Origin of the sequence: Corynebacterium sp. HMSC30G07, assembly GCF_001806945.1 — a bacterium.
GTDB classification, from domain to species: Bacteria; Actinomycetota; Actinomycetes; order Mycobacteriales; family Mycobacteriaceae; genus Corynebacterium; species Corynebacterium riegelii.
The window spans coordinates 860-19,159 of record NZ_KV786480.1; the positions used below are offsets into that span (position 1 = coordinate 860).

Sequence of the window (18,300 nt, forward strand, 5' to 3'; positions counted from 1 at the left end):
TCGCGGCCTTACGCTGCTTGCCTTGGCCTCCAGCCCCGCCGCCGGCACCCATGGCCATAGGGCCGCCAGCGACCGTTGTCGAACGAGCCTGTGCACCAGAGTTTGCGCTGCTTGCACCGTAAGCGTTTGCGCCTGGAGCAGCTCCTGTGCCGGGTGCACCCGCGCCGTTAAGTGGGGCACCGCCAGAACCCATGCCCATGCCCATGCCAGCTCCCATGCCGGTACCCATACCCATGCCACTTGCGCCGATACCTGCGGCAAGGCCACCAGCCATGCCGCCCATACCGATACCGCCGGCAAGACCTTGCGCATGAGCAGCGCCACGGCCCGCGTTGCTACGGGACGACGGCGCACCGAGTCCGTTGCGACCGCCGCGATTGCCGTTTGCACCACCGAATGCACCCATGCCGCTACCGGCAAGACCACCGCCGGTGTTCGCACCTGTACCGGAGTTGACGCCAGCCGCGTTGCTGCCAATCGCACCTGGGGAAATCGTATTCATACCTGCGGCAGAGCCGAGGCTGCCCGGTGCGCCGGCTGGCATACCGGCACCCGGGTTGAGCGTCGGCGGCATGGAAGGTGCCGACAGGGAAGCAGCCTGGGTTTGGGTTGCGCCTGCCTTAATCGCCTCGACAACATCCGGGTTGACCTTGCCGTAAGCATTAATAACGTCATCAGGCGTAGTCGCACGAGCTAGATCTCCGTGGCCGAGTGCCATGAAAGAATCGCGGATAATCTTTGGCAGCGGCGAGCGATCAAACGACGGGGCAGTGGGTTGTTTCGCTTCGCGGATATCGAAAGGATTGCCCGGGACCTGGTCTAGGTCTGGCAGGAGTTTCGCAAACGTCGGGATCGTTGCCACCAGCTGCGAGCTGGCGCGCGGGCCGAAGGCGGCGAGGTAGGTCGCTTCGTAAGCGGGACGGATCGTAGGCGGTAGGCCAACCGCCACGGCAGCAGCAGCTGCAGCCATCGCTGTCTCGGCCGCCGCTGACTTGGCGAGTGCGCTGGTGTGCATAGACATGGCGTCGGCACGCCGTGCGTACGCGTTGCCAGCATGCTGGATCTTGTTAATGCGCTCATCGCCGCGCTGCACCCACCTTGTTTCGAGTGAGGTGGCGAACGAGTTCTTCACACCGAAGAGTGCCGTGACGGATTCATCAATGGCCCGTGCCATAAGCGTCCAGTTCGCTGCTTCGGCTTCCGCGGCAGCGATGTTGGTGGCCATTAGGAGCTGCTCAAGCATGCGCAACGTCATCGGCGGGGCTGCTACCGGGGCTTGCGGGTGGAATGCGGTTGCCTTCGCGTTGACAACGTTCAGCGACGCTTCCATCTGCCCGAATTCCGCCATGAGCGGATTCAATGTAGCTAGGTCAATACCTTTGAACATTCCCGCAAGCGAATCATCGGAGCGCTTCATATTCTTCAGATTGATCTCTGAAACGTTCGCGGCGTCCATCAGGTGAGAAGCCAACACCTTGAATGATTCGGGCGCGCTCATGGATGAGATCAGCCCCAATGCTTGTCCCGCTTCGCGGTAGCCGGTGACGTTGGAAAATGTTGCAAGGCCTGATCTGACAGTTAATTTCGTTGGATGCGAAATCGAAGTCGCTTCCTTTCTCAACATCCCGATGCCTGTCAGCAAAGATACGGTGTCAAGGCGCACTTGCTGCGTCAAAATAACCCCCCAATTGATTTATGAACAACGTGTTTGGGGAGAAGTCTAAAGGGGACCAGCGAAGATTGGAACCTTTTGCGTGCACACTTTAGTGGACATTGCCGGTACCGAATTTCAAGAAGAGTTGCTCGACGATGTGAATCGAGAGCTCGCACATCTCGGCTTGGGTCACATCATCTGCAAGTCCTACAGCTGAAGCACCAAGGCCACCGCGAAGAGTGTCGATTTGGGCGTAACAAAAATCGGGGTCGTGGTTGGTAGCAGCAAAAGCGAATAGCTCAGGAATCAGATCAGAGGTGTACTGGGGGAGCAGTAACCCTTGATTCTCAATCATTTCCCGGTTTGTATTTCCGTTATCAAATGAGGTTGTGATGACACGAGCTAACTGATCATTAGTGCTGGGAATTGCGCAGGAAACTAGGCCGTTATACAACCAGCCCTCATCTTCCAGCTGAAACCCCGCCGCCGCGTATTCTTCCAAAGTGATTTCGGTGCAGGGGTTAAAAATATCGTCGCCAAGCGCGTAGGGGTCGAAGTCTCCGAATTCGAGGAAGCCGGATTCGAAGGCGAAGCCGCGAGGTCCCACAAGATCCTCAGCAGCATCCTCAGTCTCAGCAACCGAAGAAGCACCAGCCTCAGCATCAACACCAAGCGATTCAATCTTCGCGCTCGGCACACAGGCGCTCAACGTCAGCGCAGACCCCAACAGTGCAAGCGCAGCCCCCGAAAGCGCAACAAAAGACTTTTTCAACACGGTATTTCCCCCTTCGGTTAGTTCTTTGTATGCAAAGTATTGCTGAAGTCGGACGCAACCAAGACATATTCTGAAGAATCCGCCACCCCCGTTGTCTACCCGCCACTTCAGAACAGTAGTCACAGCAGTAACATCCGCAACAAAACCCCAGGTCAGAACCTTAAAGTTGAGGTTTAGGGTTGTGACACGCCGACTGAGAACACAAAAACTTCACCGTTTTCGCCGATTATGGGAACCACTGAATTGCTTCCCATCTTCAACTTTGGAAAGGCGAGAACCCCATATGACCTCTCCCGCGAACTACCTCGCCATGATCCGCGTCGTCGGTGTCGGCGGCGGCGGTGTTAACGCTGTGAACCGCATGATCGAGGAAGGCTTGAAGGGCGTCGAATTCGTCGCCATCAACACTGACTCCCAGGCGCTGCTGTTTACTGATGCGGACACCAAGCTGGACATTGGCCGTGAGGCAACCCGTGGCCTTGGTGCTGGCGCTAACCCGGAGGTGGGCCGCACTTCCGCTGAGGACCACAAGCAGGAGATTGAGGAGTCTCTGAAGGGCTCCGACATGGTCTTCGTTACCGCAGGTGAGGGCGGTGGCACCGGTACTGGTGCTGCGCCGGTTGTGGCGGGCATTGCCAAGAAGATGGGTGCGCTGACCATTGGTGTTGTGACTCGCCCGTTCTCGTTTGAGGGGAAGCGTCGTACTCGCCAGGCTCTTGAGGGCATTGAGAACCTCAAGGAGGTCTGCGACACCGTCATTGTGATCCCGAACGATCGCTTGCTGCAGCTTGGCGACGCTGAGCTGTCCATGATGGACGCTTTCCGCGCAGCGGACGAGGTGCTCTACAACGGTGTGCAGGGTATTACGAACCTGATCACCATCCCGGGCATGATCAACGTGGACTTCGCGGACGTGCGCTCCGTTATGGCTGACGCTGGTTCCGCACTCATGGGCGTTGGCTCCGCACGTGGTGACAACCGCGTGATGACGGCGACCGAACAGGCCATTAACTCGCCGCTGTTGGAGACCACGATGGAGGGCGCGAAGGGTGTGCTTATCTCCATCGCTGGTGGTTCTGACCTGGGGCTGCAGGAGGTGCACGCCGCCGCCACTATCGTGGAGGAGAAGGCGGACGATGATGCGAACATCATCTTCGGCACCATCATTGATGACAACTTGGGTGATGAGGTCCGCGTGACCATCATCGCTACCGGTTTCGATGAGGTTGCGAACAAGCTGCAGCACGCTGAGCAGAACCCGGAGCTGCACCAGCCGGTTATCCCGGGCGAGACGCAGGAGACGCAGGCTGAGGTTCAGCCGTCTGAGCCGGTCGAGCCGGCGCCTGCGCGCGGTTCGCTTTTCGACGATCGCGCGGCCACCACCGACGACTACCAGGCCCGTCACCGCTACGAGTCCCCGCGCTCTGGCCTGTTCACGAACTCGGATCAGGATCGTCGTGGCGGCTTTGATGATGACTTCGACGTCGACGTTCCGGACTTCATGCGCTAGTTTGTGCGCATGACTGATCTTGCTTCACGCCCCGTCCGCATGGTGTTTACCGCCAAAGCGGGCGGGGTGTCTTCGTCGCCGTATGACTCTTTTAACCTGGGCGATCACGTAGGTGACGCGCCGGAGGATGTGGCGAGCAACCGCCAGCGCCTCGCCGACGTCTTGGGGCTTGCACCCGAGCAGTTTGTATGGATGGAGCAGCTGCACACCAACACCGTGACCGTGGTTGACGGCCCACAATCCGAACCGGTGGAGGCGACCGACGCGGTGGTCACTACCCAGCCTGGCCTGGCATTGTGCGTGCTGGTTGCAGACTGCGTGCCGGTGCTGCTTTCAGACCACAATGCGGGCGTCATTGCCGCAGCACACGCGGGTCGTCTCGGTGCACGTAACGGCATTGTGAAAAAGACCGTGGAAAAAATGGTGGAGCTCGGCGCAAACCCCGCGAATATTCAGGTACTTCTGGGCCCTGCTGCGGCGGGTGCTTCCTACGAGGTGCCGCTTGAGATGGCGCGGGATGTTGAGTCGCGGCTGCCGGGGTCGATGACGAAGACGTCCAAGGGAACCACCGGCTTGGACATCCGCGCAGGTCTGGTGCGCCAACTGCTCTCCCTTGGCGTAACCCATGTGGATGCGGATCCGCGCGATACGGTGACTGATACTGACTTTTTCTCGTACCGCCGCGAGGGCACGACGGGCCGGCAGGCGGGCGTGATTTGGCTGACGGGAGCGTAAACCATGACTATTGCAGAAAATATCAAGGCTGTACAGGAACGTATTCGCGCCGCTGAGCAGGCCGCTGGCCGTGAGTCTGGCAGTGTGCAGTTGCTTCCGGTGAGCAAGTTCCACCCGGCGTCCGCAATCTGCGAGGTCGCAGCCTGCGGTATCACGCTTGTCGGGGAGAACCGCGAGCAGGAGGCGCGCGATAAGGCCGCTGAGCTGGGAGACGAATGCGGCATCGCCATGATCGGTCAGATCCAGACAAAGAAAGCCAACGCGGTGGCGCGCTGGGCTGCGGAAGTGCATTCGCTGGACTCGGTCAGGCTGGCTGACGGTTTGAACCGCGGGATGGCGCTTGCCCTTGAGCGTGGTGATCGCACAAGCGAGATCCTGCCGTGCATGATCCAGGTGTCCTTCGATGGCGACACGGCCCGTGGCGGGGTTGCCCTGGATGGGGTGGGGGAGTTGACGGAGGTCGTCGAAAAGCATGAGCACTTGGCGCTCAAGGGTTTCATGGTTGTGCCGCCGCTCGACGCTGATCCGACCAAGGTGTTTGCGGAGCTTCGTTTGCTTACCGACGCCTACGCCAACCAACTCCACCGCCCTCTGAAACTCTCTGCTGGTATGAGTGGAGATTTTGAGCAGGCGATTGCCTGTGGTTCGGACATCGTGCGTGTCGGAACCGCAGTGTTTGGCCCGCGACCCGTAGGCTAATTCCCATATCTTCCCACCACCCGCAAACATGCGAGGAGCAGCACTAATGTCCTTTATCGGCACCGCCAAAGAATTCTTCGGTTTCGGCCCGTACGACGACGCCGAGGACGCCTACTACGACGATCAGCAGTACCGCGAAACGCGCGAATCTCGCGAGCACGCCGCACCGCAGCGCGCCCAGCATGTTGAGCGCACCCCGCGTGAGCCGATCGCGCGCTCGTTTACTCCGGAGATCATCTCCACCGCCCCGCGTTCCTACAACGACGCGAAGGAGATCGGCGAGCCATTCCGTGACGGTGACGCCGTGATTATGGACCTGACCGATCTGGACGCAGCGGACGCAAAGCGTGTTGTGGATTTTGCCGCTGGCCTGTGCTTTGCCCTTCGTGGCAGCATGCTGAACTTGGCTCGCAACACGGGCTCTCGTCGTCGCGTGTTTGCCATCGTTCCGGAAAACGCGCGCATCTCCACCGATGAGCTCAAGCGCGTCGCCCGCCTGTAGCGGGGGATTGCTTCGTGGTTTATTTCGGCGCAATTCTCTACGCCCTCGTTGGGCTGTACATGCTTGCGGTGATCATCCGCATCATCATTGAGATGGTGCAGGCGTTCTCCAAGCACTTCGATCCGCCAACGTGGTTCACCCTGGCGGCGGAGCCGGTGTTCGTGGTTACGGATCCGCCGGTCAAAGCCCTGCGCAAGCTGATTCCACCGCTGCGCATGGGCGGTGGCGTGGGCCTTGATGTAAGCGTTTTGGTCCTGTTTTTTGCGCTTGCAATTGTGCAGTCGCTGATTCAGGGAGTGCTCATTCGACCGGCTTTGCATGTCTAACGTTTAACGTTGGGTTAAACTATCCGTGTTTAACTCTTTCCAACATCGAAGGGACCGCTCATGCCGCTGACACCAGCAGACGTGCACAACGTAGCCTTTAGCAAGCCACCGATTGGCAAGCGGGGCTACAACGAGGACGAGGTTGATCAGTTCCTTGACCTCGTCGAGGACACACTCGCCCAGCTGCAGGATGAAAACGATGACCTGCGTGCACGCGTTGAGGAGCTTTCCAGTGGCCAGAGTGCCCCGGCAGCTCCTGTTGCGAAGGGCGGTGACGTTGATGAGGCGGCGGTGCGTCGTCAAGTAGAGGCGAAGCTGCGTGATGAGTATGAGGAGCGCCTGAACAAGGCAACCGAGGCTCAGGAGAAGGCGCAGGCTGAGCTGGCCGCTGCTCGCGAGGAAGCGAAGAAGGCGCGCGAGGACGCTGAGAAGGCTGCGAAGAACGCATCCGCCCCGGCTGCGGCGGCACCGGCCCGCCCGGCAGAGCAGAAGGCGCCGGCTGGTGTGGCAACCGCTGACACCCACGTGCAGGCAGCCAAGGTGCTTGGCCTGGCACAGGAGATGGCAGAGCGCCTGACCTCGGACGCACAGAACGAGGCACAGACCATGCTCCAGGAGGCAAAGACCGCTGCACAGCGCCAGCTGGCAGACGCAGATGCTTCCTCCAAGAAGCAGGTGCAGGAAGCGCAGGCAAAGGCTGAGCGTACGACCCGTGACGCTGAGCAGCAGGCAACGCAGCTTGTCGCTGAGGCTGAGAAGAAGGCCAAGGAGACCACCGCTGACGCAACCTCGCGTGCAGAGGCACAGGTTCGCCAGGCTGAGGAGAAGGCGAAGCAGCTGCAGGCTGACGCTGAGCGTAAGCACACCGAGATTATGAACACGGTGAAGCAGCAGCAGTCCGCTCTGGAGGCTCGCATTGCTGAGCTGCGCACCTTCGAGCGTGAGTACCGCACTCGCCTGAAGACGTTGCTGACGTCCCAGCTGGAAGAGCTGGAGTCTCGCGGCAGCTTCGCACCGAACGGCGACAAGTAACTCAACGTGGGCTAGTATGTAGCCCACATACGCATTGATCCGGCAATCACCGGGGAGCGTTCCGGAAGAACGGCCCGTTTAGGCTCAGTAGAACCGGACGTACATGGAAGGCGTCACTTCCTCCACAACGAAGCGGGGTCCCAGGAAACTGGGGCTCAAGCAGGGTGGTACCGCGTGGCCTTTGTGGCTGCGTCCCTGCGGTGAATGAAACGTAGTGGAGGAGAACAACTCATGACAGTTGGCGGCGTTTACCCCAAGGCCGACATGACGGCTGGCAGCACCAAGTTCCCTGATATGGAACGCGAGGTGCTGGATTATTGGAAGAAGGATGACACCTTCCAGGCCTCGCTGAAGAACCGCGAAGGCTGCGAAGAATACGTGTTCAATGACGGCCCGCCGTTTGCTAACGGCCTGCCGCACTATGGCCACCTGCTTACTGGCTATGTCAAGGACATCGTGCCGCGTTACCGCACGCAGGCTGGCTTCCACGTCCCCCGCGTGTTCGGCTGGGACTGCCATGGCCTGCCCGCGGAGCTTGAAGCGGAGAAGCAGCTTGGCATCACTGATAAGGCTCAGATCGAGGACATGGGCCTTGAGGCTTTCAATGAGTACTGCGCGAAGTCTGTGATGCACTACGCGGGTGAGTGGGAGGACTACGTCACCCGCCAGGCGCGTTGGGTGGACTTTGAGAACGGCTACAAGACGATGGATCCGGAGTACATGGAGTCCGTCATGTGGGCGTTTAAAGAGCTCTATGACAAGGGCTTGATCTACCAGGGCTTCCGCGTTTTGCCGTACTCCTGGGCGGAGCACACCCCGCTGTCTAACCAGGAAACTCGTCTGGATGACTCCTACCGTGAGCGCCAGGACCCGACAGTGACGGTGACCATGCCGTTTACCGGTGCGCGCGCTGGCTTTGCCGCGGAGAAGACCTGGGCGGAGCACCCGGAGCTGCATGACGCAGCTGCGATCGCCTGGACCACGACGCCGTGGACCCTGCCGTCCAACCTGGCGCTTGCCGTACACCCGGAGGTGGAGTACAGCCTGGTTGAGGTTGGCCAGGATGGGGTTGAGGGCTTTGCTGGCAGCAAGCTGTTGTTGGCCTCTGGCCTGACCGGTGCGTACGCGAAGGAGCTGGGCGAGTTCACCACCGTTGCCACCTTCACCGGCGCACAGCTGGAAGGCTTGGAGTACGAGCCGGTCTTTGACTACTTCCGTGACCAGGAAAACGCGTTTCTGGTGCTTAACGCTGACTACGTCACCACTGAGGACGGCACCGGCGTTGTCCACCAGGCTCCGGCCTTTGGTGAGGACGATATGTTCACCTGTGAGGACTACGGCATCGGCTTGGTCATCCCGGTGGATGCGGACGGCAAGTTCACCTCGCTGGTTCCGGACTACCAGGGCCAGCTGGTCTTTGACGCGAACCGTGACATCATCCGTGACCTGCGCGCCAAGGGCCGTGTTGTGCGTGATCAGACGATCATGCACTCCTACCCGCACTCCTGGCGCTCGGGTGAGCCGCTGATCTACATGGCGCTGCCGGCATGGTTTGTGAAGGTGACGGACATCCGTGATCGCATGGTGGAGCTCAACCAGCAGATTGACTGGATCCCGTCGCACATGCGTGATGGCCAGTTTGGCAAGTGGCTGGAGGGCGCGCGTGATTGGAACATCTCGCGTACTCGCTACTGGGGTTCGCCGGTGCCGGCATGGGTTTCGGATAATCCGGAGTACCCGCGTGTAGACGTTTATGGTTCCCTGGACGAGCTGGAGCGTGACTTTGGTACGCGTCCGAAGTCGCTGCACCGGCCGCACATTGATGAGCTGGTGCGTCCGAACCCGGATGACCCGACTGGTAAGTCCATGATGCGCCGCGTGCCGGACGTCCTGGACTGCTGGTTCGAGTCGGGCTCTATGCCGTTTGCGCAGTACCACTACCCATTCGAGAACGTTGAAGAGCACGATGTTCGCCAGCCGGCAGACTTCATTGTGGAGTACTCGGGTCAGTCCCGTGGCTGGTTCTACGTGCAGCACGTGCTATCCACGGCACTGTTTGACCGGCCGGCGTTTAAGAAGGTTGTCGCCCACGGCATTGTGCTGGGCAATGACGGGCTGAAGATGTCCAAGTCGAAGGGCAACTACCCAGACGTCAACGAGGTGTTTGACCGTGATGGTTCTGACGCGATGCGTTGGTTCCTTATGTCCAGCCCGATTCTGCGCGGCGGAAACCTGATCGTCACCGAGCAGGGCATTCGCGAGGGCGTGCGCCAGGCCATCCTGCCCATCTGGAACGCGTACACCTTCCTGCAGCTGTACTCCTCTGAGGACCCCAAGTGGTCGGTGGATTCCACGGATGTGCTGGATCGCTACATCTTGGCTAAGACGCATGACATGGTTGCGGCCGTTGGCGCCGCGTTGGAAGACACCCGGATTGCGGACGCGTGTGATGAGCTGCGTCGCTTCGCGGACACGTTGACCAACTGGTACGTGCGTCGTTCCCGTGATCGTTTCTGGGCTGGCCAGGAAGAGCACCCGGAGGCGTTTAACACGCTGTACACGGTGCTGGAGGCTACGTGCCGTGCTGCCGCGCCGCTGTTGCCGTACATCACTGAGGTGATCTGGCGTGGTCTGACCGGTGAGCGTTCGGTGCACCTGACGGATTACCCGAAGGCTGAGCAATTCCCGGCGGATGCTGACCTGGTGGCTTCGATGGATGCAACGCGTGCGGTGTGCTCCGCGGCGTCGTCGGTACGCAAGGCCCGTAAGCTGCGCAACCGTCTGCCGCTGCCGAAGCTGACGGTGGCTATGACGAATGCGCAGGTGCTTGAGCCGTTTGCGGGTGTGATCCGCGATGAGGTCAATGTCAAGGAGCTTGTGCTTAGCGACGATGTGGATGCCGCCGGCACCTTCGAAGTCGTGGTCAACGCCAAGGTCGCTGGTCCGACGCTGGGCAAGGACGTGCAGCGCGCGATCAAGAACGTCAAGGCGGGCAACTACGTGCGCGAGGGCGACAACGTGGTGGTTGACGGTGACATTGTGCTGACCCCGGAGCTCTACACGGAGCGCCTGGTTGCTGAGGATCCGGATTCCACCACCCGCGTTGAGTCCACCGACGGCACCGTTGGCCTGGTCGTTCTTGACACCGAGGTCACCGAGGAGCTTGAGGCTGAGGGCTGGGCTGCGGACGTGATCCGTGGCCTGCAGGACGCGCGTAAGCACGCTGGCCTGGCGGTCTCTGACCGTATCGCGGTTACGCTGTCCGTGCCTGCGGAACGTGAAGAGTGGGCACAGCGCCACGCTGAGCACATCGCCGCCGAGACCCTGGCCACCAGCTTTGAGGTGACTACCGAGGCGCTTGAGTCGGGTGTTGAGGTGGTTGATGGGGTGCGTGCGAGCGTCGTGAAGCAATAGCTCAAACGTTCGAGTGCTGAGGCTGGTGTGTGGGGTGTGTGTTATAGGGTTGTTGCATGACGATGACCTTAGAAAATACCCTCGCTACCAGCCTAAACACCGGTGAAGATGCGGCGTATGAGCACGCGTTACGTATCTATCTGGTTAGCCACCATTCCAACACCTCGCGCGCGCGGCTGATTTATGAAATCGCGCAGTTCGACGCATTTGGCCGCGCTCAAGAGCTCGGCGCGGCCAGCACCGGCGCGTGGCTTGTGCGCAACCTTGGCATGAAAACGTCAACGGCGTATGAGTACGTTGCGGTTGGCCGGAAACTCTTGCTTTTCGACGCTTTAATGCTCTCCTTCCTCAACGGCGAAGTGGACTACACCGTAGTCAGATTGTTGCTGCGGTACATGACGTTAGAAAATGAGCTTGAGCTGCTCGAATTGGCACGCGGCATGTGTTATTCCGAGCTGGAAAAAGCACTTGCCGGCGGCGAGCAGGATCAGGAGAAGCCCGAGGCGCCGTTCTTCAAAACGTGGGTGCGCGAAGATGGGATGGTGGTGGGGGAGTTCCTGCTGCCTCCGGTAGAAGGCCAGGAGCTGATGGCGGCGCTGAAGATCGCGCAGCTTGCCGCTGCTGGCGACGGTGGTGAGGACGCCGCGGAAGCGTGCCCCGCTGAGCAGGTGGAGGACGCAAAACCGGAGCGCCGCATGACTGCGGACAGCATTCTGGGTGTGCCCTCGCGCTACGGCCCGCCGGTGAAAGCGGATTTGTACGCCGCGCTGGTGGCCATGGTGCAGATGGTGCGAAGCAACCCGCAGGCCCCGGTGCGCGCACCGGGCGCCCAGGTCACGATCATGTTGACTGAGGACGGCAAGGCGTGGATGCCCACAAACCCGCAGGCGCCGTCGAGCACGCTGCGTCATTACGTTGTAGACGCGGTGACGCGGGTGCATATGTTGGATTCGAAGGGGTTGACCATGCATTTCGGCAGGAAGCGCAGGCTAGCAAGCGACGGCCAAGTGGAAGCTTTGCTTGATGTGTGGGGCCACCAGTGCGCCATGCCGGGGTGTACCCACTCGCGGTTTATTGAAATCCACCACATCACGGATTGGTCCGACGGTGGCACAACCGACATTGGCAATCTGATCCCGCTGTGTTCGAGCTGCCACTCGCTAGTCAGCCACGGTGTTGCCGAAGTAGTGACGCACGGTCCGAATGTGGAGTTCCGTTTTAGGGACGGCTCCAAGTTCATCTCGAGGAGCCGTGGTTTGCCGGTGCGTGCGGGAGGTGTTGAGGAGGTGCGAACCGGTACGAGTTTCGCCTGATATTCCGCGGCGCGGAAAATCGCGGGCGGTACGGTAGGGGCTATGCCTCGCCTAGATCGAAGGCATCTACGCCGGAGAGACTTCCTGGATCGAGGCGGGTGGTGATGCCGATTCGGTTCCAAGCGTTGATGGTGACAATTGCCATGAGCAAGTTGCGTGCATCTTTTTCACCGTGCAGAGTCTCAACGCGGTTCCAAAGCTGGTCCGGCACGGATTCTTCGCCGTTGATGCGGGTTACTGCGTCGGTGAGTTCAAGTGCCGCAATTTCAGCGTCACTAAATGCTTCACGGTGTTCTGTCCAATCTTCAACATGGGCAATGCGCTCTTTAGACCATCCATCCTTGCGAGCGTCGCGACGATGCATAGCCAGGCAGTAGACGCACTGGTTTAACGCTGAAGCACGCAGTTGCACGAGATGTGAGTAATCCTTATTTACTCGTGCTCGGACGAATGCTTCGAGACCAAGCATGGGTGCATAGGCAACTTTCGGAAGTGGTTTGCGATTGCTCATGAGGACGACCCTACCCGCCTGATATTCCGCGGCGCGGAAAATCACGGGCGGTACGGTAGGGGTTATGCCTCGCTGGGTGCTGCACATAGATATGGACGCGTTTTATGCCTCCGTCGAGCAGCTGACCCGACCCACACTGAAGGGCAGGCCCGTGTTGGTGGCGGGCGTAAGTGGTCGCGGCGTGGTCGCGGGCGCGAGCTATGAGGCGCGCAAGTATGGTGCTCGTTCCGCCATGCCTACGCACCGGGCGGCGCGGCTGGTGGGCAATCAAGCGGTGCTCGTCGCCCCGCGCAGGGCGGTGTACCAGGCGGCATCACGGCGCGTGTTTGAGATCATCGGCAGGCACGCGGAGGTGGTGGAGCAACTGTCTATTGATGAGGCGTTTATGGAGCCCAAGCAGCTTATCGACGCCACACCGAACGACGTCCTCACCTGGGCCAACAATCTCCGAGCTGAGATTAAACGCGAAACGGGCCTTCCAAGTTCTATCGGCGCTGGCTCTGGCAAGCAGTACGCGAAAATCGGCTCCGGGCTGGCGAAGCCGGACGGGGTGTTTCTCATCCCGCACGCCGAGCAGCTGGAGATTTTGCACCCGCTGCCTGTAGACGAGTTGTGGGGTGTGGGGCCGGTGACGGCCGCGAAGCTGTCAGCGGCGGGGATTGAAACGATCGGTGACTTGGCCGCGTTGAGCGAAAAGGAAGTGGAGATCGCCCTTGGTGGGGTGGTGGGGCAACAGCTGTGGCAGTTGGCGCGAGGGGTAGATGATCGCCCGGTTGCGCCGCGCGCGGAGTCGAAGCAGATTTCCTCGGAACACACCTACCCGCAGGATCTGACTACTGTGCCCGAGGTCGATGCAGCGTTGCGACGAGCCGCTGCAGAGTCCCATCGCCGGTTACTGAAGGACGGCCGCGGCGCCCGCACAGTCACCGTGAAGCTGAAGATGGCGGACTTTCGGATTGAGTCACGCTCTGCAACGCTGCCGTACGCCACCGATGACGCTGACACGCTGTTGGCCACCGCGTTCAAGATCGTGCGCTACCCGGACGAGGTGGGCCCAATCAGGCTGGTGGGCGTGTCTTACTCCGGTTTGGAGGACACGCTCCAAGACGTGCTGTTCCCGGAGCTTGACCAGGTGATCGTGCAGCCGTCGCGGACGTCCAGTGATTACGAAAGCGGCGTGAGCGACCACGTTGGCACACCGCACGTGGAGGTAGTCAGCGAAACTGCGCCGAAGGCGGGGCAGTGGCAGGCCACCCAAGACGTACGCCACGCCGAGTACGGCCACGGCTGGGTGCAGGGCACAGGTAAGGGCTGGGTGACGGTTCGCTTTGAAACCCGTGCGACCGGCCCGGGCAGGATGCGCAGTTTGCGTGTGGACGACCCGTTGCTCACCCCAGCCGACCCCCTGGACTCCCTGGACTGGGGCGACTGGCTAGCGCAGACCTAGAGAACTCGGCGCTAGAGAACTCGGCGCGGGTCTGTGCCGCTGGCCAGGGCGGTAGCCAAGGAGATCCGTGCCTGGCCGGCGCTTAAGGGACCAGCGGGAAGGGCGCCGACGGTCCCCAGCGTGGCACCACCGCCGGCACCGCCGTAGGCAAACTCCACGCCACCGTGGGGGACAGAGGTTGCAATGACTACGGGGATGCCGCGCTCGCAGGCGCGGGCGATCGCTGCGCCCATTGGGTCGGACACGTTGCCGGAGCCGAGAGCTTCGATCACGATGCCGTCGACGCCCGAGTCGGCCACGTGGTCCACAAGAGAGGCGTCCGCGCCGGGCCACGCGCGCAGGATGGGTACCTTCACGTCAGCGAGTGGAGCGCGGGGAACAGGCGCAGGGCGCGCAGCAGGCGTATCCGTGGTCAAAGCGAAAGCACGAAGTGACTGGGTGGAGCACTTGTACAGCCCGCGCGCAGGCAAGGTGTCGCCGCCGAAGTGCACAAATACGCCGGGGCCAGGGGGATTGGCGGCAATATCGATGGCGCCGCGGAGGTTAGCGGGGCCGTCGGCATTCGGGTGGTCGTCAGGCAGCTGGGCGCCGGTGAGTACCACGGTACGGCCGGCAGGCAAGACGAGGTCGATGGCGAGTGCGGTCTCGGCGAGAGAATCGGTGCCGTGGGTGAGCACGATGGGGGAGGTGGACGTGGCGTCGGCAAGCAAAAGCTCTAAAAGCAGGTCCAAATCAGCAAACGAGATAGCTGAGGAGTCAAGGCTGATTGCATCGTAGGGCTCGGCGCTGCGGCCGGAGCGGGCGATCAGGTCGGCGGCGGTGAGGGTGGGCACGCGCGCGCCGTCGGCGTTGGTGGTGCATGCGATGGTGCCGCCGGTGGCAATGACGAGAACGGAGTTGCTCATGTGAATGATGGTGCCAGATGGGAAGTGGGTTACGCTAGAAACTATGCATGCACCGAAGATTGCCGCCACCATCGCGGCTGTAACACTGAGCTTTTCGCTTGCCGCCTGCTCGGGCGACGCGGAGACGGACACGACCCCGACCACCACTGCGGAACAGGAAACCTCGCAGGAAGCCGCACCCGCGGCACCGGCTGCGGAACTGCCGAGTGCTGAGGAACTCAACGGCGTACTCCAGCGCGCAGCTGACCCGAACCTGCCGATTGAAGAGCGCATGCTCACCGTCCAGGGCGGCGAAACCGTGCCGGAACTGTTCGACGTGATGTCGCAGTCCCAGCTCGAATCCGGTGCTCAGTTCCAGGTAGTCGACCCGGTGCTGGCGGACTTTGAGCCGAACCAGGTGCTCGCACCGGTCAACCTCACCGCGCCGGACACGGAGCCGACGCTGATTAATGACGTGATGTTTGTCCACGAAGACGGCCACTGGAAGCTGTCCCAGCAGTGGGCCTGCAACCTGATCTCCTCGACGCTATCGCCAGACCAGGTGCCTGAAATGTGCGCCGCTGGCGCACCTGTAGCACCGGCGCCGGTCGACCCGAGCTAACCGTGGAGGGTTAAACCCCAGTACTCCATGGCGCTGGCGATTTCCATACCGCCAGCGAGCGTCTTGTTAAAGTCGCTCACATTTGAGGTCACGCCAAGTGCGTAGGCGCCGTCGTCGTCCAATGCGAAAATGGCACCGCCGGAATCACCACGGTCCACGATGTTGCGGAAGTAGAACTGACCGTCGCTTCCGATATCTTCAAAAACGCCGCATGCGTATCCGGTGGTGGAACCAATACGGCAGATCAACATGCCCTGCTGCTGCGCGTACTGGGGAGTGATGTAGCCCTTCAGCTGCTGCCCAGGAGGCAGCGACGAGTCGACGTATTGCTTCGCCTCATCATAAATCTCAATCAGCCCGATATCGGCGCCAAGAATGCTGCCATCACTTTCATAGTCAACGAAGGACTCCACCATCTCGCCGATCACAAGCGTGTTGCCCTGACGGTCTTCGACGAGGAATTGATCACCCACATCACCGCAGTGACCAGCGGTAACGATGAACGCGCGGTCACCCAGCGACGCAATGAAGCCCGTGGAGCAGAAACTCGAAGTGCCAACCTTGTAAATGCGAGCACCCGGCGTAATTTTGCCCGGAGCTTTGAGAAACTCCCAGTCCACAGAGTTGTGGTATCTAATGCCGCCGTCGTTATCGCGCGCGCTGCGGCCCGAGTCGTAGTTCTGCGGGTCAATCTGCTTTGGCGCGACGGGCACCGCAGTCTGCGTCGGTGGTGGTGCAGCGTTGGTCGTGGTCTGGACGCCTTTACGCGGATCCGGAAGTTCAATACTGCCCACTTCGGTGGTGTAGCCATCGGTGGAACACTCGAAATCGAACGTGCCCGTGTACGCCGGGCTGTCGATGGAGGCGCTCACTGGGCCGTCATAGCTTGAGGAGTTCACTACAGACATCGGCAGCGACAACGGGTCTGCAGAGAGGTAATCAAACTCGTAGCCTGTGGTGTCCAAGAAGTAGGCCAGCTCGTCCTCGCAAGCCAACGCAATCTCGTTGCGCTTCAGAGCGCCAGCGCTCTGCTCATCGGTGGGCTCCACCCACTGCGTACTGGTCTCGTACACAATGTCTGTGTCACCAGAGTTGCTGCAGCCAGTAAGAGCCAATGTTGAAACTGTCAGAATACTGACGAGGGCCTTGCAGGAATTCACAGCAAACAGTATGCCATTTAGTCGCGGTCCTCACGCCACAGCTCCTGCGTCCACATCGTGGCCAACGCCAGCACGCGTGCGCGGGAGTCGCCCTGCTCGCTCCGGCGGCGCCACTGGCGGCGCACCCAACGGTCATGGCTGGTGAACACGACGGTGCCAGCGAAGTCCACCAAGGCAGCTTCGAGTTCCTCGGCTAGGGCGAGGGAGAGGTGGTTCGTTGGCTCGTCGAGAAGCAACAAGTCCGGTGGGGAGGCCAAGATGATGCCAAGGGAGACGCGGCGGCGCTGGCCAAGCGACAAATCCTCAAGCTTCTTCGCCGCCTGCTCCTCATTCATCAACCCCATCTCCACCAGGTCGGGGGAGCCGGCGGGCGTGTTCGCAGCAAACATTTCCGCGGCAGTCAGTTCGAGGTTCTCCCAGTCATCGTCCTGCGCCAGGCGCGCGACGGTGAGCTCCTCGGGGATGATCAGCTCGCCCTCGTAATGGCTCAAAGAGCCGTCCAAAATCTTCAAAAGTGTGGACTTGCCCGAGCCGTTCGGGCCCTCCACAAGCAACTGCTGGCCCGGCTGCACCTTGATAGATAGCGGCGAGAGGCGCTCAGGCACACGCAGGTTGATGGCGTGAATAGCGGGCACACCAATAGACGTTGCGGCATGCGGCGGAAGCCCACGGAACTTCAGTGCGGTCGGCGGGGCCGGAATGGCCTCGCGCTCCAGTGCCTCCAAACGCTGCTCCGCCGCACGACGCCGCCCGGTCACCGTCTTCGCCGCGCGGTCCGCGTAGAACTTCGCCGCCTTGCGGGTCTCCGTCTTGTTTTCGTGTGAGTGAAAAACATCCTCGGCGGTCTGGTTGCTGGCTTTCTCTAAACGCTCGCGCTCATGTTCCTGGGCGGCGTAGTCAGTTTCCCAGCGCGCGCGGCGAGCCTCACGCGCTTTCAGATAATCACTAAACGCACCCGTAAAGCGCGCGCCCTGGCGAGTCTCCTCGCCATAACCGCCCTCCGGGCCCAGACCAGGATCCAGATCCACAATGCCATCACACGCCGTGTCCAGGAAGTAGCGGTCATGCGACGCGGCGAGCACCGGGCCCTTAAACGCCTCCAGCTCGCCGATGAGGAAGTCCACCGCCTCATCATCAAGGTGGTTCGTCGGCTCATCGAGCACCATGGCGTCCACCGGGCGCAGCAGCAGCGTCGCCAGCGCGAAGCGACGGCGCTGGCCACCGCTCATCTCGCCCAGCGGGGTGGAAAGCGGAACGTTCGCCAACCCTAAACCAGCGAGCACCGTGGCAATACGCGCATCCAGCTCCCACAGGCCCGAGTTCTCCGCGCGCGCCAACGCGCGGTCAAACTCCTCGGCCACCTCGGTGTTCTCCGGCTCGGTGGCCATACGCTCGCTCAAGGTGGTGATCTCGGATTCGATGGCGCGGAGTTCGGCCACGGCAGCGTCGATAAGCATCTGTGCTGGCTCGGAAAACGGCAGCGACGTCTCCTGGGCAATGAACCCGGTCACCTCAGGGGTGATCAGCACCCCCGCATCCGGAGTCAGCTCGCCGGAGATCACCCCAAGCAGGGTGGATTTGCCCGCGCCGTTTTCACCAATCAATCCCGTGACAGAGCCGGACGGCACGGCAAAGGAAATGTCCGTGAGTACCCGGTGGCCACCGGGGTAGGAAAAGGAAATGCCATCAAGGCCAATGTGTAGAGGGGCAACCATG

Annotated in this window: 15 protein-coding genes and 1 pseudogene; 10 read left to right on the plus strand and 6 right to left on the minus strand. The window is 61.0% G+C overall.

Annotated features, from left to right (window positions below):
- Window positions 1-1,498 (minus strand): annotated as a pseudogene (locus tag HMPREF3104_RS10175) (hypothetical protein); the annotation flags it as partial.
- A gap of 265 nt (window positions 1,499-1,763) precedes the next feature.
- Window positions 1,764-2,429, minus strand: a complete 666-nt coding sequence (locus tag HMPREF3104_RS10180; protein WP_070495715.1) for a DUF3558 domain-containing protein — start codon at window positions 2,427-2,429, stop codon at window positions 1,764-1,766.
- A gap of 283 nt (window positions 2,430-2,712) precedes the next feature.
- Between HMPREF3104_RS10180 and ftsZ the strand changes: the two genes are divergently transcribed.
- From ftsZ to HMPREF3104_RS10220, 8 genes are all read left to right on the plus strand, one after another.
- Window positions 2,713-3,939, plus strand: coding sequence for a cell division protein FtsZ (ftsZ, locus tag HMPREF3104_RS10185; protein WP_070495717.1), 1,227 nt, complete (start codon window positions 2,713-2,715; stop codon window positions 3,937-3,939).
- Window positions 3,940-3,948: 9 nt separating this feature from the next.
- The gene (gene pgeF / locus HMPREF3104_RS10190) at window positions 3,949-4,674 is read left to right on the plus strand and encodes a peptidoglycan editing factor PgeF (RefSeq protein WP_070495719.1); all 726 of its coding nucleotides are present in this window, start codon (window positions 3,949-3,951) and stop codon (window positions 4,672-4,674) included.
- Window positions 4,675-4,677: 3 nt separating this feature from the next.
- Complete coding sequence (locus tag HMPREF3104_RS10195; RefSeq protein ID WP_070495721.1) at window positions 4,678-5,373, plus strand: YggS family pyridoxal phosphate-dependent enzyme; 696 nt, start codon at window positions 4,678-4,680, stop codon at window positions 5,371-5,373.
- Window positions 5,374-5,419: 46 nt separating this feature from the next.
- Entirely contained in the window at window positions 5,420-5,875 is a 456-nt protein-coding gene (locus HMPREF3104_RS10200; RefSeq protein ID WP_070495723.1) for a cell division protein SepF, read from the plus strand.
- A 14-nt stretch (window positions 5,876-5,889) separates the two neighbouring features.
- Window positions 5,890-6,201 carry a YggT family protein gene (locus HMPREF3104_RS10205; RefSeq protein ID WP_219619651.1) on the plus strand — a complete coding sequence of 104 codons (312 nt, stop codon included), beginning with the start codon at window positions 5,890-5,892 and terminating at the stop codon, window positions 6,199-6,201.
- Between the two features lie 60 nt (window positions 6,202-6,261).
- Entirely contained in the window at window positions 6,262-7,233 is a 972-nt protein-coding gene (locus tag HMPREF3104_RS10210) for a DivIVA domain-containing protein (protein WP_070495725.1), read from the plus strand.
- 231 nt (window positions 7,234-7,464) lie between these two features.
- Complete coding sequence (gene ileS / locus HMPREF3104_RS10215; RefSeq protein ID WP_070495726.1) at window positions 7,465-10,647, plus strand: isoleucine--tRNA ligase; 3,183 nt, start codon at window positions 7,465-7,467, stop codon at window positions 10,645-10,647.
- A gap of 56 nt (window positions 10,648-10,703) precedes the next feature.
- Window positions 10,704-11,960 carry an HNH endonuclease signature motif containing protein gene (locus tag HMPREF3104_RS10220; protein WP_070495728.1) on the plus strand — a complete coding sequence of 419 codons (1,257 nt, stop codon included), beginning with the start codon at window positions 10,704-10,706 and terminating at the stop codon, window positions 11,958-11,960.
- 40 nt (window positions 11,961-12,000) lie between these two features.
- On the opposite strand, the gene HMPREF3104_RS10225 is transcribed toward HMPREF3104_RS10220, so the two are convergent.
- A complete protein-coding gene (locus tag HMPREF3104_RS10225; protein WP_070495730.1) occupies window positions 12,001-12,471 on the minus strand; it encodes a carboxymuconolactone decarboxylase family protein in 471 nt (156 codons plus the stop codon).
- Window positions 12,472-12,535: 64 nt separating this feature from the next.
- Between HMPREF3104_RS10225 and HMPREF3104_RS10230 the strand changes: the two genes are divergently transcribed.
- Window positions 12,536-13,918 (plus strand): DNA polymerase IV, encoded by a 1,383-nt coding sequence (locus HMPREF3104_RS10230; RefSeq protein ID WP_070495732.1) that lies wholly within the window; start codon window positions 12,536-12,538, stop codon window positions 13,916-13,918.
- 11 nt (window positions 13,919-13,929) lie between these two features.
- Here the strand turns inward: HMPREF3104_RS10230 and HMPREF3104_RS10235 are convergent, their stop codons facing one another.
- Window positions 13,930-14,823, minus strand: a complete 894-nt coding sequence (locus HMPREF3104_RS10235) for an asparaginase domain-containing protein (protein WP_070495734.1) — start codon at window positions 14,821-14,823, stop codon at window positions 13,930-13,932.
- 43 nt (window positions 14,824-14,866) lie between these two features.
- On the opposite strand from HMPREF3104_RS10235, the gene HMPREF3104_RS10240 reads away from it, so the two are divergent.
- Complete coding sequence (locus tag HMPREF3104_RS10240; protein ID WP_052206320.1) at window positions 14,867-15,424, plus strand: WKL family lipoprotein; 558 nt, start codon at window positions 14,867-14,869, stop codon at window positions 15,422-15,424.
- On the opposite strand, the gene HMPREF3104_RS10245 is transcribed toward HMPREF3104_RS10240, so the two are convergent.
- Together HMPREF3104_RS10245 and HMPREF3104_RS10250 are read right to left on the minus strand one after the other, a co-directional pair.
- Entirely contained in the window at window positions 15,421-16,539 is a 1,119-nt protein-coding gene (locus HMPREF3104_RS10245; RefSeq protein WP_070495736.1) for a chymotrypsin family serine protease, read from the minus strand. The genes HMPREF3104_RS10240 and HMPREF3104_RS10245 overlap by 4 nt on opposite strands.
- A 62-nt stretch (window positions 16,540-16,601) precedes the next feature.
- On the minus strand, window positions 16,602-18,299 hold the full coding sequence (locus tag HMPREF3104_RS10250) for an ABC-F family ATP-binding cassette domain-containing protein (RefSeq protein WP_070495738.1): 1,698 nt from the start codon (window positions 18,297-18,299) through the stop codon (window positions 16,602-16,604).
- Window position 18,300 lies beyond the last annotated feature (1 nt).

Coding starts and splice junctions, on each gene's coding strand:
- ftsZ (WP_070495717.1), top strand. CDS start 2,713: ATGACCTCTCCCGCGAACTACCTCGCCATGATCCGCGTCGTCGGTGTC.
- pgeF (WP_070495719.1), top strand. CDS start 3,949: ATGACTGATCTTGCTTCACGCCCCGTCCGCATGGTGTTTACCGCCAAA.
- HMPREF3104_RS10195 (WP_070495721.1), top strand. CDS start 4,678: ATGACTATTGCAGAAAATATCAAGGCTGTACAGGAACGTATTCGCGCC.
- HMPREF3104_RS10200 (WP_070495723.1), top strand. CDS start 5,420: ATGTCCTTTATCGGCACCGCCAAAGAATTCTTCGGTTTCGGCCCGTAC.
- HMPREF3104_RS10210 (WP_070495725.1), top strand. CDS start 6,262: ATGCCGCTGACACCAGCAGACGTGCACAACGTAGCCTTTAGCAAGCCA.
- ileS (WP_070495726.1), top strand. CDS start 7,465: ATGACAGTTGGCGGCGTTTACCCCAAGGCCGACATGACGGCTGGCAGC.
- HMPREF3104_RS10220 (WP_070495728.1), top strand. CDS start 10,704: ATGACGATGACCTTAGAAAATACCCTCGCTACCAGCCTAAACACCGGT.
- HMPREF3104_RS10225 (WP_070495730.1), bottom strand. CDS start 12,471: ATGAGCAATCGCAAACCACTTCCGAAAGTTGCCTATGCACCCATGCTT.
- HMPREF3104_RS10230 (WP_070495732.1), top strand. CDS start 12,536: ATGCCTCGCTGGGTGCTGCACATAGATATGGACGCGTTTTATGCCTCC.
- HMPREF3104_RS10235 (WP_070495734.1), bottom strand. CDS start 14,823: ATGAGCAACTCCGTTCTCGTCATTGCCACCGGCGGCACCATCGCATGC.
- HMPREF3104_RS10240 (WP_052206320.1), top strand. CDS start 14,867: ATGCATGCACCGAAGATTGCCGCCACCATCGCGGCTGTAACACTGAGC.
- HMPREF3104_RS10250 (WP_070495738.1), bottom strand. CDS start 18,299: ATGGTTGCCCCTCTACACATTGGCCTTGATGGCATTTCCTTTTCCTAC.